General features: G+C 41.0%; 12 protein-coding genes. 8 read left to right on the plus strand and 4 right to left on the minus strand.

The features are described from left to right. On the plus strand, positions 1-1,218 hold a 1,218-nt coding region (locus C7B62_RS04515; protein ID WP_199194064.1), incomplete at its 5' end, for an ABC transporter substrate-binding protein. Positions 1,219-1,372: 154 nt separating this feature from the next. Beyond that, on the plus strand, positions 1,373-2,164 hold the full coding sequence (locus C7B62_RS04520) for a superoxide dismutase (RefSeq protein WP_106233429.1): 792 nt from the start codon (positions 1,373-1,375) through the stop codon (positions 2,162-2,164). A 75-nt stretch (positions 2,165-2,239) separates the two neighbouring features. Here C7B62_RS04520 and C7B62_RS04525 read toward each other — a convergent pair whose 3' ends face one another. Beyond that, positions 2,240-4,531 carry a response regulator gene (locus C7B62_RS04525; protein ID WP_106233430.1) on the minus strand — a complete coding sequence of 764 codons (2,292 nt, stop codon included), beginning with the start codon at positions 4,529-4,531 and terminating at the stop codon, positions 2,240-2,242. A gap of 420 nt (positions 4,532-4,951) precedes the next feature. Between C7B62_RS04525 and C7B62_RS04530 the strand changes: the two genes are divergently transcribed. From C7B62_RS04530 to C7B62_RS04540, 3 genes are all read left to right on the plus strand, one after another. Next, the gene (locus tag C7B62_RS04530; protein WP_106233431.1) at positions 4,952-5,317 is read left to right on the plus strand and encodes a ferredoxin-thioredoxin reductase catalytic domain-containing protein; all 366 of its coding nucleotides are present in this window, start codon (positions 4,952-4,954) and stop codon (positions 5,315-5,317) included. Between the two features lie 83 nt (positions 5,318-5,400). Further along, on the plus strand, positions 5,401-5,841 hold the full coding sequence (locus C7B62_RS04535; RefSeq protein ID WP_106233432.1) for a DUF309 domain-containing protein: 441 nt from the start codon (positions 5,401-5,403) through the stop codon (positions 5,839-5,841). 135 nt (positions 5,842-5,976) lie between these two features. Continuing rightward, on the plus strand, positions 5,977-6,318 hold the full coding sequence (locus C7B62_RS04540) for a histidine triad nucleotide-binding protein (protein WP_106233433.1): 342 nt from the start codon (positions 5,977-5,979) through the stop codon (positions 6,316-6,318). 18 nt (positions 6,319-6,336) lie between these two features. On the opposite strand, the gene C7B62_RS04545 is transcribed toward C7B62_RS04540, so the two are convergent. After that, positions 6,337-6,903, minus strand: coding sequence for an HPF/RaiA family ribosome-associated protein (locus C7B62_RS04545; RefSeq protein ID WP_106233434.1), 567 nt, complete (start codon positions 6,901-6,903; stop codon positions 6,337-6,339). A 408-nt stretch (positions 6,904-7,311) separates the two neighbouring features. Here C7B62_RS04545 and C7B62_RS04550 point away from each other — a divergent pair, with 408 nt between their 5' ends. The 3 genes from C7B62_RS04550 (at position 7,312) to C7B62_RS04560 (ending at position 11,962) form a co-directional block, all read left to right on the plus strand. Beyond that, complete coding sequence (locus tag C7B62_RS04550) at positions 7,312-8,094, plus strand: DUF1206 domain-containing protein (RefSeq protein WP_106233435.1); 783 nt, start codon at positions 7,312-7,314, stop codon at positions 8,092-8,094. A gap of 197 nt (positions 8,095-8,291) precedes the next feature. Beyond that, the gene (locus tag C7B62_RS04555) at positions 8,292-10,376 is read left to right on the plus strand and encodes a M3 family metallopeptidase (protein WP_199194065.1); all 2,085 of its coding nucleotides are present in this window, start codon (positions 8,292-8,294) and stop codon (positions 10,374-10,376) included. A 173-nt stretch (positions 10,377-10,549) separates the two neighbouring features. Beyond that, the gene (locus tag C7B62_RS04560; RefSeq protein ID WP_233219811.1) at positions 10,550-11,962 is read left to right on the plus strand and encodes a TldD/PmbA family protein; all 1,413 of its coding nucleotides are present in this window, start codon (positions 10,550-10,552) and stop codon (positions 11,960-11,962) included. A 65-nt stretch (positions 11,963-12,027) separates the two neighbouring features. Here the strand turns inward: C7B62_RS04560 and cysE are convergent, their stop codons facing one another. Further along, entirely contained in the window at positions 12,028-12,804 is a 777-nt protein-coding gene (gene cysE, locus C7B62_RS04565) for a serine O-acetyltransferase (RefSeq protein ID WP_106233436.1), read from the minus strand. Positions 12,805-12,932: 128 nt separating this feature from the next. After that, entirely contained in the window at positions 12,933-15,251 is a 2,319-nt protein-coding gene (locus tag C7B62_RS04570; protein WP_158260625.1) for an IMS domain-containing protein, read from the minus strand. Positions 15,252-15,267: the final 16 nt, after the last annotated feature.

The raw sequence follows: 15,267 nt of genomic DNA on the forward strand, positions 1-15,267 counted from the left end.
ACGGGATTAGCTGTTTCCCAATTAGCTAGCTGTACTCCCCAAAAACAAGCTGCTGATCCAGAAACCAGAACGGGTTCAGCAGACGGAAACAGCCAACAAGCCAAGCAAGAACCAGTGAAAATAGGTTTAGTGGCTGCTTTAACAGGGGAATCTGCTTTATCGGGAGAAGCGATTACTCGCGGTTTGAAAGTTGCTATTGATGAAGTGAATGCAGCAGGAGTACTGGGGGGGAAACCTTTAGAATTAGTCAGTCGTGATGATGAATCCGACCCCGCTAAAGGAGTTGCTGCTGCTAGAGAACTGATCGAACAAGAGGATGTGGCAGTAGTTTTTGGCGGACTTGATTCTCCTGTATCTTTGGCAATGCTGCCTGTGTTTCATGAATTAACTACTCCTTATATGGGAGTTTGGGCAGCAGCCACAAATATTACCCAAAATGATTTCCAACCCAACTATGCCTTCCGCGTTTCGGCAAATGATAACTTAGTCGATAAATTTTTACTACAACATGCCCAAGATAAGTATCAAGTCAGTAAAGTTGGCTTAATACTAATTAACAATCCCTGGGGAGAGTCCAATCAAAAGGGCTTTGAATTATGGTCGAAAGCATTTAAAATTCAAATTTCTGGCATCGAAAAATTTAATGAAGAAGATACCGATGTTACCCCACAGCTTACTAGACTAAAAAACTCTGGTGCGGAGGCGTTGATGTTGGTTGCCAATGCTGCTCCTGCTGCTCAGGTAATGCGATCGCTGACTCGGATTAATTGGGACGTGCCGATTGTTTCTCACTGGGGTATTTCTGGAGGACGTTTCCCCGAATTAGCTGGAGATCTTGCTAGTCAAGTTGAATTTGTGCAAACCTATAGCTTTTTTGGTCCTCAATCGCCGACGGGTCAAAAAGTTCTTCAAGCATTAAATAATAAATTCCAACTAAAAGAGCCGAGTGAAATTCTCGCTCCTATAGGGACGGCCAACGCTTATGATGCTCTAATGTTGACGGCTAAAGCGATCGAGCAAGCTGGTTCTACTGAAGGTGCAAAACTACAAGCTGCTTTTGAGAATCTGCCTCAATATAAAGGTTTGATTAAAACTTATGATAAACCCTTCACAGCAGATAATCACGATGCTCTAACCGAAGATGATTACATCATGGTGCATTGGCAGGGGAATAAAATCGTTCCCGTTGAACAGAAAAGCTACAGTCATTCCAAATAAAAACATACGATATCGTAGGGGAGAAGGGGCGATCGCCCCTATGATTAATCTGCGGTAAAACTTAATCAACTTCGGTTTTTGAGTGACTTAAAATTGAGTCTAAGTGTATTTTCAGATAAGCTTAGTAAAACCAAATAATCATTAACTATCTCAGATGTACTTCAAAAAAATTTACCGTTTGATTACGACGATCGCGATCGCCATCTTTTTAATTTCCCAGTCTAATATTCGTGCGGCAAATGCCTCTGAGCATGGGACAAGCATTACTAAGACTAGTCAAAGATTATCTCCCCACCACACCCTAGTTGCTCAAGCCTCAACTGGGGAGTTTACCCTACCGCCTTTGCCCTATAGTTATGATGCTTTAGATGAGTATATCGACACTGAAACAATGACTTTGCACCATGATAAACATCATGCTGCTTATGTCAAAAATCTCAATGAAGCGATCGCCCTCTATCCTGATCTCCAAGGGCAATCAATCGAGGATCTGTTGCTCAATCTGGATACTCTCCCAGAAGATATCATGACTACTGTACAAAACAATGGTGGTGGTCATGCCAATCACACTATGTTTTGGTCAATTATGACTCCTGACAGCAACGGTAAACCGACTGGTGAAATTGCTGCGGCAATTGATTCCGCTTTTGGTGACTTTGCTACTTTCCAAACTGAATTTAATGATGCGGGTAAAAAACGCTTTGGTAGTGGTTGGGCTTGGCTAGTAATGAACGATCGCAAAGAACTGGAAGTTACCAGTACTGCTAATCAAGATAGCCCGCTGATGGAAAATCAGTACCCGATTATGGGTAATGATGTTTGGGAACATGCTTACTATCTTAAATATCGCAATAAGAGAGAAGACTATTTAAGCTCATGGTGGAATGTGGTTAATTGGGATGAAGTAAACAACCGATTTAAAGCAGCTAATAGTTTTTTTGAATAAATAGTTTGAGCAGACAAAAAATTGCTTATTTCCCCCAATTTTTGGGGGCCAAGGCGATTAAGTATTTAAGATTAACTATTTAAGTTTTTGGAAGTTTTTGATTCCACCTAAGAATTCATCCGTCATCAGATTCCAGACAGTACGGTTTTCATTGATTCTGACGTTGGCTTGAACCTCCATCCCTGGGCGGATATATTTCTTCTCTCCTTCGACCATCAGGTAATCTTGATCTAGCTTAACCTTGACAGCATAGCGGAAGAAATCATAGGGTGGTTCGGGTGCAAGTGAACTGGCGCTAATAAATTGAACTTTGCCATCAATACCACCATACTCGCCGAAGTCAAAAGCACTAATGCGCACATCAACTGGCATCCCTTTTTCCACAAAACCAATTTTGTCAGTCGTCACAAACACTTCTGCCACTAAGTCTTCTGTCGGCACAATTTGCAAGACTGGTTTAGCTGCTTGACCAGAGGGAGGAACATAGCCAGGATAAGCAGTCAGATCGAACACATCTCCAGTAACAGGAGCGACAATAGTTTGATATCTCAAGTTTTGCTCTGCCCCTGCAACTTGACTATTAATTTCCGCAATCTGCTTCTCGTTTTCGACGATGGTTTTATTTAGTTGACTATCAATTTCCGAGAGTTGAATGCGGTTAGCTGCTCGTCTATCATAAAGGTCTTTAGTAGATACTGAAGTAGTATTACTCAACTGTTCTCTTGCCTGAGAGATATCTAAAGATAATCTTTCTCCTTCTTGTATTAAACGATTAATTTCTGCTTGTAAAGTGGTTATATCCTGTTGCTGACGCTCTCGTTCTAGATTGCCCTGTTTCATTGCGTTTACCATTGAAGCATTGCGATCGTTGATTCTTTGCCTTTGTTGATCGACCTGAAGTTTAGCAATACCACCTTCTTTATAAACGGGGAGAATTGAGGCTAAGGTTTGTTGTTCAATTTTAAGACTCTCTTCAGCCTGTGTTCTAGACTCCTGATTACGGTTAATAATTTCGGTTAAATTCTGTCTGCCAGTTGCCAACTGCGCTCTGGTATCTTGAAGCTGAATTTCATTTTGTTCTAGCTGTTTTTCTAGCTGTTCTACCTCCAATTCAGCGGAGGCGGTGCGTTCACTCAAGTCAGATCTAGAAGCCTGTAAGCGCTTGAGTTGATCGGGATTAAAGTTACCTCCAGAACCGTTTAAAAGATTATCAAACAAGGCATTTTCTTCGTTCAATTCGGCTCGGTTGCGAGACAATGAAGCTACTTCTGGAGCAATTTTTAAAGCGGCAACTGTGCTACTAAGATTGTTAGCATTAACCTTACCAGCTAGCAAAGCTCGATAAAATTTATTCTCCTGTTTTAAAGTATTCCGTACCTGAGTTAAAGAATTTACCTGGGCTTTAGAAGTGGTGGTGTCTAAAACCATCAAAACATCACCTTCCTCAACGCGATCGCCCTCTTCGACTCGAACATCTTTAACGACACCGTTGGTGGGAACTTGAATCTCCTGAGTTTTGCTTATGGGTTGGATCATTCCTTGAGCGGGAATTACCTGCTCGATCTTGGCAAATTTAGCCCAGATGAGCGTAAATGCCGTTACTCCCATGATGCAGGCCATCGTCAGTCTCGACCATCTAGGAGAAGGGCGCAGCATCACCGTCTGCTCAAATTTGCGCATTTCTATCGATGCTGGTTTACGCTTGACCAAGGCAGCATCATCGCTGTTGACTCTGCTCGTAACTAGTTGTCCAGGGGGATAAGATTTTGCTGGCGCTGGCGCTGTTGTGTCGGCAATACGCGTAGCCAGAGGAGACATAATCGGCAGTTTTTCTACTTCTTCTGCCTGTGGTAAAGATAAATTTCGATAAATTCCTGGTCCAATTTGCGCATAGCCACGATGAATCGATCTAATTGCGTCAGTTAATTCTTTCGCTGGCGTACCCTTGAGCAAGTAACCCATTGCTCCAGAATTAAGGGATTTAGCTACATATTCCTGATTATCAAAAGTACTAAGCACCAGCACCTTAACATCTGAAAACTTTTGACAAATTATTTTCGTGGCATCCACCCCGCTCAGCCCTGGCATTTCCATGTCCATCAGAACTACTTCTGGACTCAAAGATTCTACCTGCTTAAGAGCCTGTTCTCCATTTTCAGCAACCCCAACTATCTCAAGATCGCTTTCTGTTTTGATTAAAGCTTTTAATCCTTCCCGAATCATTTTTTGATCGTCTACGATTAAAATACGAATCTGGGAATTTAAAGAATGAGTCAGATCGTTATTTGGGGAACTTTTGATTCCTGGATCAAAGGACAAATTACTAACCGATGGGTAATTACCATTGCCATTGCTGGATGAATTCATGATTTAAATATTTAGTAACTGCTTCAAATATTAGGTTGTGAGCTAGCTTCTGCAAGAAGCATTAGAATTATGGTTAATTAGGTTTTAGAGAATATCCATAAGCATTTTGAATTATTTTTAACAAAACCATAATTAAGGTTAGCTGAACATAAGAGTGATTGTGTACATGATTAAACATTAATAACCGATCTATTTGCGGTTAGAAAGATTTCGCCTTAGTAAGAAGTTGGCGATCGCTAGAAGATAAGACATCATCAAGTCTTAATTATCTATATTGCTACTGTTAAATCTTGGATTTTCAAGCCTTCTCCTTTAATTAGTTACTACTATAATGCTGAAACAGCTAACTATATTATTCCCACCACTACGGGATTATGATTCAAAAACCTATAATAAGATAAATTTTCATGTTTATAATTTATGACTACAGCCAAATCAACTAGTCAAAGTTCCGACAAAGCCCTGGAATCTATGAGGAAATTTGCCGAAAAATACGCCCAACGCACAGATACTTACTTTTGCAGCAATTTATCGGTTACTGCTGCGGTAATCAAGGGATTAGCTGAACATAAGCAGGAATTTGGTTCTCCACTTTGCCCTTGTCGCCACTATCAAGACAAGGCAGCAGAAGTTAAAAAAGCTTACTGGAATTGTCCCTGTGTACCAATGCGAGAAGAGAAGAAATGTCATTGTCTGCTGTTTTTGACCCCAGACAACGCCTTCGCCAGCAATACCCAATCTATCACAACTGAGGAAATTACTCAGCTTTGTAGTGAAATGGAGTAATTAGTAAACGCGCGAATTAAAGCTATAGCTTAAAGCTTTTATAAGTAAATTTGAAACAAACCAATTCACACTGAGTATGCTTTATGGTTGCTTCTCCTGAATTTGAACAAGGAATTGCTGAATTTAACCAACAGCAGTTTTACGCCTGTCACGATACTTTAGAAGCAATTTGGGTTGATGCTCCTGAAACAGACAAGCGTTTTTATCAGGGGATATTACAAGTAGCGGTAGGTTGCTATCATCTCAGCAACGATAATTTACGTGGAGCTATTATCCTTTTAGGGGAGGCGGTAAGAAGACTATGTGACTACCAGCCAGATTATCAAGAAGTTGATGTCGAACAGCTATTAGCACAGTCTGTTACTCTACTCCAGACACTCCAGCAACTTCCTCCAGAACAAACTAGTGAATTTTGGCAGCAGCTATTGCAAAAGCAGTCGCCAACAATGAAAGAGCAGGATGCTGATCTTGCAGATTTAGTTGCTAGTTGCCAACTGCCCTATATCAATAGAGTATTAGATTAATTAATTTAATTCGTCTTACTTTTAAAAGATAAGCAATTGAAATAAATTAGGACATCTCTTAATCTTTTTGCCTCTTTGCGCCTCGGCGCGAGATAATTGCTTATAGTTTTACCCTTTACTGCGACTGCTATACCTATGACAGATACTATTTTTGGCAAAATTATCCGTCGCGAAATTCCTGCCGATATTGTCTACGAAGATGATTTAGCTCTAGCCTTTAGGGATGTTAATCCTCAAGCCCCAACCCATATTTTAATTATTCCTAAAAAGCCTATTGTTCGCCTATCAGAATCGTCTCAAGCAGATACTGCGCTAATGGGACACTTGCTAATGACTGTCAAAAAGGTTGCTGAACAGGAAAATCTGAGCAACGGCTATCGAGTTGTGATTAATAATGGTACACACGGCGGACAGACTGTAGATCACCTGCATCTTCATCTGCTTGGCGATCGCTTTATGGGTTGGCCACCAGGATAAGAACGCTGTTAAATATAATTAGACACCTGGGTCTAAAAGCTGTACTGTCGTGGCTTGAGGTCCCATTTCGCCCATAGTTTCTTTATATCTTACTCCGCTACCTACGGTTAAGCGCTCAAAATCATTGTTAGTTACGCTGTTACGATGAAAGTAAATTTCTTTTCCTGTACTAATTTCCTGAATAAAACCATACCCCTGTTCGGCAAATAGCTTGGTTACCATGGCGCTCACCTGCTGTTCTGGGTGTATTTTTCTTTCTCCTTTTTGTTCAGTAGTGATACTAATCAATTGACGACGTGCTGCTTCAAAAGCATCACGAATTACTGTTTTTAAAGGAAGATATTGTTTGCCTACATCGGGGCTTTTTACTACTGCGAGTTCACGACCATGAGGAATAGTAATATCAATACTGACTCGATAAGGTGAGCCACTGCTAGGGTGATCGTTGTCTTTTTCAATGACTACATGGCAGCTATTCATATAGTCACAAAACTGTTCTAATTTGGCAATCTTTTCTTCAACCAAACTTTGAATTGCAGCGGTTTTTTCTAAGTGACGATAAGTTATTTCTGGCTTGATTTTCATGAATCTTAATTATGCTGAATATGTTAAATGATTTTTTCAGTAATAGTAAATGCAAGGCAGATAGTTTTTAATTGCTTATAGGGGAAAATTATGATCCATATTATACATTTATGGATTTTCATACATCTGTCTTTAGAAATAGACTAAACCGCATCTAGTTAAAAGTGCTTAAAACTGCGTGGAATAAGCTGGGGAGATTCATAGTTTTTTAGCTAACTATTTTCAGTAACGAGTTTTGCAATCAAAACTCTTATTTTTAATTGGATGGGATTGAATCTTCACTACAGTAATTTAAACTCTATTAGAGCATTTATTATTAATTCAAATACACATACTTAGATAGATGTTTAAGTAATAGTAATTATAGTAAATAAAGAGAATTCAAAGTATCTTTATAACTAATTAATAATGGAAACATTAGCAAGATTTGGCTATGCTGCCAAGGGTTTTGTTTATGGAGCGATCGCTATTTTGGCATTACTAGCTGCATTTAGCATCGGTGGCAAAACGACTAATACGACTGGAGCTTTACAGACAATCTCTCAGCAATCTTTTGGTAAACTCTTGTTGATCTTGATCGCTATCGGTTTAGTAGGATATGTGCTGTGGCTTTTAATTCAGGCTATTAAAGATCCTGAACATCAAGGAACTGACGCCAAGGGTATATTTTCTCGTTTAGGCTATGCTTTGACTGCCACAGCATATATGGGAGTAGCTAGCAATGCTGCATTACTAGCTTTTGGTTCTAGCAAGAGCGCAGGAGGAAATAGTTCTCAACAAGATTGGACAGCGACTTTGATGCAGCAGCCTTTAGGTAGATGGATCGTGGGATTGGGGGGAGCGCTAGTTATGGGTATTGGCTGTTATCGAATTTATCAAGCTTACAAAACTAAATTTCGTCAGGAATTAAATCTTAGCCAACTCGACTCACAACAGAAAAGCTGGTTGGTGAATATTAGTCGCTTCGGCATAGCTGCTAGAGGCGTGGTATTTATTATGATTGGCTTTTTTGTTTTACAGGCTGCTCATCAATATAATCCCCAGAAAGTTCAAGGATTAGACGGCGTGCTTTATACTTTAACTCAACAACCTTTTGGTAAAGCTCTGCTGGCTTTAATGGCTTTTGGACTGTTATCCTACGCTATATATCTGCTGCTACAGGCTCGTTTTCGCCGAATTAAAATCAACTAAAATTAATCCCGCCAATAAAAACTATTTATTGCTCACTGTACACTCTTGCTCTTTTTAGCTTTGTTTTTTTATTTATGCAACAATGCCGGGGAAATGTTTGAAATTTCGGTAATCCCAACCTCTGTAATGCTGCAAGACTGCTAGAGAAAGCGCTAGGGTAAGTGAACATAAAATACAAGCGACAATTATCTATTTACATGACAGACGCAACTATTACCAAAAATCCTTTACTAATTGGTAAGGGACTGCCACCTTTTGATCAAATCAAAGCAGAACAGGTTGTTCCTGCTATAAATCAACTGTTACAGGAGTTAGACGAGGGGGTTAGCAAACTCGAAGAGAATGTTACACCTACCTGGTCTGGTTTAGTAGAACCTCTCACTGAATTGGAAGAGGGTTTAAGCTGGAGTTGGGGGATTGTAGGACATCTGATGGGGGTCAAAAATAGTCCTGAGTTGCGAGAAGCTTATGAGCAGATGCAGCCAGAGATCATCAAGTTTTATAATAAGTTAACCCAAAGTAAGCCTTTATACGAAGCATTTAAAGGAATCAAAGAAAGTACAGAATGGGAGAGATTAGAACCTGCACAAAAACGGATTGTCGAGTCTTCCATTCAAGATTTCGAACTATCTGGAGTTGGTTTAACAGGAGAAGCTAGAGATAGATTTAATCAAATTCAGCTTGAGTTGGCGGAATTATCCACTAAGTTTTCTAATAATGTTTTAGATGCTACTAAGGCTTTTAAACTAAAATTGACAGATAAAAAGGACGTAGAAGGTTTACCTCCGAGTGCTTTAGGCTTGATGGCGCAAACAGCTAAGGCAGAAGGTAATGAAGACGCTACTCTAGAAAATGGTCCTTGGGTGGTCACTTTAGATTATCCTAGCTATGTTCCTTATCTTAAATATGCTACTAATCAGGAACTACGGGAAAAACTTTATAAGGCATTTGTTTCGCGTGCTGCTGATGGTGACTTTGATAATCGAGGCAATATCGATCGCATTTTAGCCTTAAGAAAAGAGAAGGCGAATATTTTGGGTTTTGCTAACTTTGCTGAATTAAGTCTAGCGAAAAAGATGGCAACGGACGTAGCAGCGGTGCAGCAACTACAAGAAGATCTGCGGGGTGCTAGCTATGATGCAGCAATTAAGGAGTTTGAGGAACTAAAAACCTTTGCAGGACAAGAAAATCTCAAGCATTGGGATGTAAGTTATTGGGCAGAAAAGCAACGGGAAGCTAAATTTGACTTTAATGAGGAAGAATTACGCCCTTACTTCTCTCTCCCTAAAGTTTTAGACGGTTTATTCAGTTTGGCTAACCGTATCTTTGGCGTAACTATTAAGGCTGCCGATGGACAAGTATCTGTATGGCATGAAGATGTGCGCTATTTTCAAATAGCGGATGAAAATGGGCAAGAAATTGCCTTTTTCTATCTCGATCCCTATTCTCGTCCCGCCGAAAAACGTGGTGGTGCTTGGATGAATGACTGTATCGGGCGAGCCAAAATAACTAGAGAAGGTAAGACAGAAACTCGTTTACCTGTGGCATATCTCACCTGTAACCAAACACCCCCTGTCGACGATAAGCCTAGCTTAATGACCTTTGGGGAGGTAACTACCCTCTTTCATGAATTTGGGCATGGTTTACAGCATATGTTGACTACCATCGATTATCCTGGTGCAGCAGGGATTAATAATGTGGAATGGGATGCAGTCGAGTTACCTAGTCAGTTTATGGAAAACTGGTGTTATGATCGCGCAACTCTTTTTGGGATGGCAAAACACTATCAAACTGGTGAAACTCTTCCAGAAGAGTATTATCAAAAGTTAGTCGCAGCGAAAAACTATATGAGTGGGTCAGGAATGCTACGCCAACTACATTTTGGGATGTTAGACATGGAACTTCATTCTAATTATCAGCCAGGAGGAGCAGAAACTCCTAATGATGTGCGCGATCGCTTGGCCAAAACTACTAGCGTCCTACAGCCTATTCCTGAAGATAATTTCCTCTGCTCTTTTGGACATATTTTTGCTGGGGGATATGCCGCAGGATACTATAGCTATAAGTGGGCTGAAGTTCTTAGTGCCGATGCCTTTGCTGCTTTTGAAGAAGCTGGTTTGGAAGATGAAGCAGCCGTGCAGACTGTCGGTAAACGCTTCAAGGATACTGTATTATCTCTTGGTGGTAGCTTACACCCAATGGACGTATTTCAGTCATTTCGAGGTAGAGAACCCAAAACTGAACCTCTATTGAGACATAGTGGTTTGTTAGAAGCTGCTTAAATGGCTTTTTGAAACAATTTATATTTTAATTAATCGCAAATCCATTCCTGACATACTTTTATAGTTGGGGATGGATTTTTCTGAGGAATTTATCTGAAGAGATGAGAATTCCAGATTAAATTTCCTATAAATTTCTACTTTTAAATTCAGTTAAGATCGAACAAACAGCAAATATGCAAGTACCTAAAATGATGACGACAGCTACAGCAAGTACAGCAACAACAGAACAGTTAAAAAGCGCAGTCGCAACTTATCAAGATCAAGTAGACTATTTAGAAATTCGCGTGGAACAAAGTGAATCCACAAGGCTTTCTTTTCGCGGCAAACAGTTAGACTCGGTAGATCGTAGTTTTTCTTTAGGAGGGGGCATTCGCGCCTGCCATAAGGGAGGCTGGAGTTTTGTTACTTTTAACGGTTTGCACGAGCTTAACGCAAGAATTGAAGAGGCGATTTCACAAGCAAAGTTGGTGGGTAAAGAAGAGACACAGCTAGCCACTGTTGAACCGATTGAAGACTATGTTCCCGAAGAGATTAAACGCGATCCGCGTACGGTGTCCCTCAAAGATAAGCGTGAATTATTGGAAGCTTATAACGAGATCTTGCTTAATTTTGACCCACGTATCCAAACTACTATGGCGAGTATTGGCGATCGCTTTGCGACCAAAACCTTAATTAACTCTACTGGTAGCTGTATTGTGCAAGAGAGGCTGGATATCAACGGGCGATTTGCAGCGATCGCCAAAGGAGAGGATGGAGTTGTCCGTCAGGGTTTTGAATCGGTTCATTCGCGTAATGATTTTGATGCTCTAGTGGGGATTGAAGATCGGGTTAAAGGTGCAGCCGAAAGAGCAGTGAGACAGTTAGAAGCGAAATCTGTCAAAGGTGGTCAATATACAGTAATTCTCGATCCCTATCTTGCTGGAGTGTTTATTCACGAGGCTTTTGGACACCTTTCTGAGGCTGATTTTGTCTATGAAAACCCCAAGATGCAAGAATTATTAACTCTGGGTAAACCGATGGGCATTAAACAGTTAAACGTAGTTGATGATGCCACGATGGAAAATCTGCCTGGATCGATGAAGTATGATGATGAAGGAGTACCTGGACAACGCAAGTATTTAATTAAAAACGGTGTCTTAACTGAAAGATTACACTCCCGTGAGACAGCAGGCAAGATGGCTGAAGCACCTACGGGGAACGCTAGAGCAATTCGGGCTAACTATCCTCCCATTGTACGGATGACTAATACAGCGATCGAACCTGGGGATACTTCTCTAGAAGAGATGTTTGCAGGAATCGAAGAAGGGGTATATGCCGTCAGAATGCTGGGAGGACAAACTAATGGGGAAATGTTTACCTTTGCAGCAGCCGAAGGCTATATGATCCGTAATGGCAAAATTGCTGAACCTGTCAGTGACGTAACTTTATCAGGTAATGTCTTTCAAACTCTCCAGGACATAGATGCAATCAGTAGCGACACTCTCTATACCAATGGGGGGTGCGGTAAAGGGGGACAAATGCCTTTGCCTGTTAGTGTTGGTGGCCCTCATATTCGCATCAGAAATGTTGTGGTCGGTGGCAGATAAAAAATATTATATTTAACTTAAGTTCGGGTTAAGAAAGTAGAGCTACTGTTTAACTCGAACTGAGGTTAAGTATTTTCTCTCAATAACTCTTCACCTAAAAACTCTCTAATCTCTTTGTCTCGTAATAAGCAGCTATCTTCGACTTGATGACATAATTCTTTTTCCCCTGACTCAGATAATGCTGCTGCAACTAAGTATTTTCTTGCCGATTGAGATCTTAACTGTTTTACTTCTTGTTCTAAAGACTCGATGCGATCGACTAAAGTACGAATTACCGCTGCTTCTGAATCGGGTAGATTACCGTGTTCTAAAGGATCTACTTTTACCCCCGAACGGTAAATTACTCTGCCTGGAATACCCACTACCGTGCAGTTAGAAGGCACATCGCGCAATACGACCGAACCTGCGCCGATACGCACATCATTCCCAATTTGGATATTGCCTAAAACTTTTGCCCCACCGCCAATAACAACATTTTCTCCCAAGGTTGGATGACGTTTACCTAGTTCTTTGCCTGTTCCGCCTAAAGTAACTCCCTGATAAATTAAGCAGTAGTCGCCGATAATTGCAGTCTCACCAATCACCACCCCCATGCCATGGTCAATAAAGACCCCTTGACCAATTTGCGCTCCTGGGTGAATTTCAATGCCTGTCAAAAAACGAGCCAGATGAGAAATAAAGCGCGGAAAAAAAGGAATACCAATTTTATACAGCCAATGGGCAATACGATGGAAAGATAAAGCCTGTAAACCAGGATAACAAACTAAAACCTCAAGCCAGTTGCGGGCTGCGGGGTCGCGCTCAAAAATGATGCGAAAGTCAGCGACTAGTGAGGAAAGCATCAGTTATTATCCTTTATTTGATTAATGTTTAAGATGAACGAAACTATTCTATCTTTTTCACGGCGTTTGTGATCTCTATAATTTGGTGTAATATCACACCAGTTTTAATTTATTTATGCCCACGTCAACTAAAGCGTTTTTAAAACTTCTGCCTGTTGAATCAGCCATTTTTCTCCTTGGCGAATCAATTGATAACGCACTAACAGTTTGTCGTCATAGGATTCAGCGTTATTTAGCTGACCCGACTGATAATGTTGGGCGGTTTCTTTTATTTCTGCTTCCGCCGTTGCTTTGTTTTGATTATTAGGGTCTATTTTGGCCGAGCGCATGACTAGAGAATGTTCATACTCTCGATAGATATTTTCTTGTTGATATATCTTTGCGCTTGCTCGCCAGGTAGTTAAAAGTGGCTCTGCTAAAATGCTGTTTAAGCGATCGATTTGATGCTCCTTGCCGAAAGCCGCCGATTTGCTGCTTAACCAGGCTTGAATTGCCTGCTGAGATTGCTGAGTTAAGGTTAACTGAGGAGCGGGTTTTTTCGTGACAGATTGAGTCTTTTGTGGCGGAATTTCTACCGAGGGTTGGTTAAGCGCGATCGCCAATTCTTCCTGGCTAGCTGTTTTGTTGGCTGGAGACAGAAACAGCTTCATCCCTAAATAGCTAACTGTGCCAATGCCTAAAATCAAGCTGATGATAAATAGCCAGCCTTGCCAAATTGTTCTAGGACTGCGTTTTTTCTGACCAGCTTTTTTGCCCCTAGCTTTTTTCTGCGCCTTGTGGATGACAGATTCTGGTACTGCTCTGGTGTTTTTAGGCTCTAAAGGCAATAACAGAGATTTTTTGGGACTAGATTGATGAGTAGTTTGAGCCGAAATTGGTTCACCAGGCTTAAATCCTGAAAAAGCAGCAGCTTGCTCTCGTTCCATCGTGGCAGTAGCAGAACTCTGGTGATTAGCGCTAGATCCTCCCAGTTCTTTCGCAACAAACTCAACTTGGGCAGCACTGACGGTTGACTTTTCTCCAGAAAATAAATTACGCCATAAAGCCCTAATTTTTGAATTTGCATCTGTCTTCCTTTTCGCTCTTGGTTGGGACACCCCTTCTCGGTTGAGAGCGTTTTCTGCCATGGTAGGTGGAGCTAACTGTTCTACATAGGCTTGAACTTGTGGATCGGCAAAATATTCTTTGAGGGTTAGCTCAATAGGTGCTAGATCGACAAATTGTGCCAAAACATCTTGTAAGAGCCACTGTTGAGCATAAAAGCATAATCCTGGTAACAAATCCGAACTATCTTCTGAATTGTCTATAGCGTGCTGCTGCACCTGTTGGAGTTGACTAGGATCGGCAGAATTTTTTAGTTGATTAATTGCTTTTTCGATATGTCCCAACAATAAAGCGGCGATCGCCTGTTCCCAGCTAACATCCTGTTTTTCACTAAGATAATCCAATTTTCTCTGGGCGCGGGAAACTAGTTCTGGTCTTTTGAGACTAAATCCTCGTCCTAATAAGGCATAAACTGACAAGTAATTAGCGATCGCCGATTGTGACTGACTTTTATTATCAAACAGCTCTTGTTGTTCGTCAGAAGTTAGATATGTTCTTAGCTGCTGGATAAAACATAAAAACTGATCGAAATTTAGACCAGAGCGATCTTCTCCTTTCCCCTCAATTCCCTGACGCTGAATTAACATCGACTGCAACAATTTCAGCCCTTCTGTCCTAGCGGCTGACTTGCCAGGATTGCGCGAAATTAATTCTAAAACTCTGTAGGGACGAAGTTTACATAAATCTTGTTCTAATTCTGTCTGCAAGTGGGGAAACAAGCTTTTTTGGTGGAGTAGCTCGATTCCCAATTGACTCGACAAAGCTGCACTTTCATATTCCCGACGATGCCACTGCTCTCTGCCCAACTCCATATAGGCTAAAGTCAAAACTAAAATCAAATCTTCTTGAGTCTTGTCGAGAGAAAGCTCACTGGCTCGGTGTTTTTGCTGTTCTAGTTCTCGACGATTAAATTCATCTATTCCCAGCCTGAGAACTGTTTCATACTCCCCCAATTCATGCAAAATCAATAAAGCCCCGACAATTTGGCTTGCGGAAATCTCAATAGTCGGGTTAGCCAAGACAATATTCTCTTCCTCTGGGCTGATCTGAGCGGCTAGATCTGGTTCATCAACTGTTGAGTGATCATCTTTATCTTTAATCGCTTCTGGAGTTGCTGGCTGCATATTCAGCAAAAATTGAGCATCGTAACTAGCTCTTTGTTCTGAATTTGACAACACCTGATAAGAATACTCAATTAGTTGTTGACGAGCTTTAACCGTCTCTTCGCTATATTCACGGCGAGGTTGCTGTAAAAGGCGATCGTGATAAGCTTGTTCCAACTGTGCCGAGTTAGCTTTGACAGGAACACTGAGAATACGGTAGTAGTCGAGGGGGATTCGCACGATGATGATTCCTCTG

The organism is Pleurocapsa sp. CCALA 161, from assembly GCF_003003995.1.
GTDB lineage: Bacteria > Cyanobacteriota > Cyanobacteriia > Cyanobacteriales > Xenococcaceae > Waterburya.

What these genes read in the sequence shown, in the direction of transcription:
- C7B62_RS04520 (WP_106233429.1), top strand. Translation starts at nt 1,373, where the DNA reads ATGTACTTCAAAAAAATTTACCGTTTGATTACGACGATCGCGATCGCC.
- C7B62_RS04525 (WP_106233430.1), bottom strand. Translation starts at nt 4,531, where the DNA reads ATGAATTCATCCAGCAATGGCAATGGTAATTACCCATCGGTTAGTAAT.
- C7B62_RS04530 (WP_106233431.1), top strand. Translation starts at nt 4,952, where the DNA reads ATGACTACAGCCAAATCAACTAGTCAAAGTTCCGACAAAGCCCTGGAA.
- C7B62_RS04535 (WP_106233432.1), top strand. Translation starts at nt 5,401, where the DNA reads ATGGTTGCTTCTCCTGAATTTGAACAAGGAATTGCTGAATTTAACCAA.
- C7B62_RS04540 (WP_106233433.1), top strand. Translation starts at nt 5,977, where the DNA reads ATGACAGATACTATTTTTGGCAAAATTATCCGTCGCGAAATTCCTGCC.
- C7B62_RS04545 (WP_106233434.1), bottom strand. Translation starts at nt 6,903, where the DNA reads ATGAAAATCAAGCCAGAAATAACTTATCGTCACTTAGAAAAAACCGCT.
- C7B62_RS04550 (WP_106233435.1), top strand. Translation starts at nt 7,312, where the DNA reads ATGGAAACATTAGCAAGATTTGGCTATGCTGCCAAGGGTTTTGTTTAT.
- C7B62_RS04555 (WP_199194065.1), top strand. Translation starts at nt 8,292, where the DNA reads ATGACAGACGCAACTATTACCAAAAATCCTTTACTAATTGGTAAGGGA.
- C7B62_RS04560 (WP_233219811.1), top strand. Translation starts at nt 10,550, where the DNA reads ATGCAAGTACCTAAAATGATGACGACAGCTACAGCAAGTACAGCAACA.
- cysE (WP_106233436.1), bottom strand. Translation starts at nt 12,804, where the DNA reads ATGCTTTCCTCACTAGTCGCTGACTTTCGCATCATTTTTGAGCGCGAC.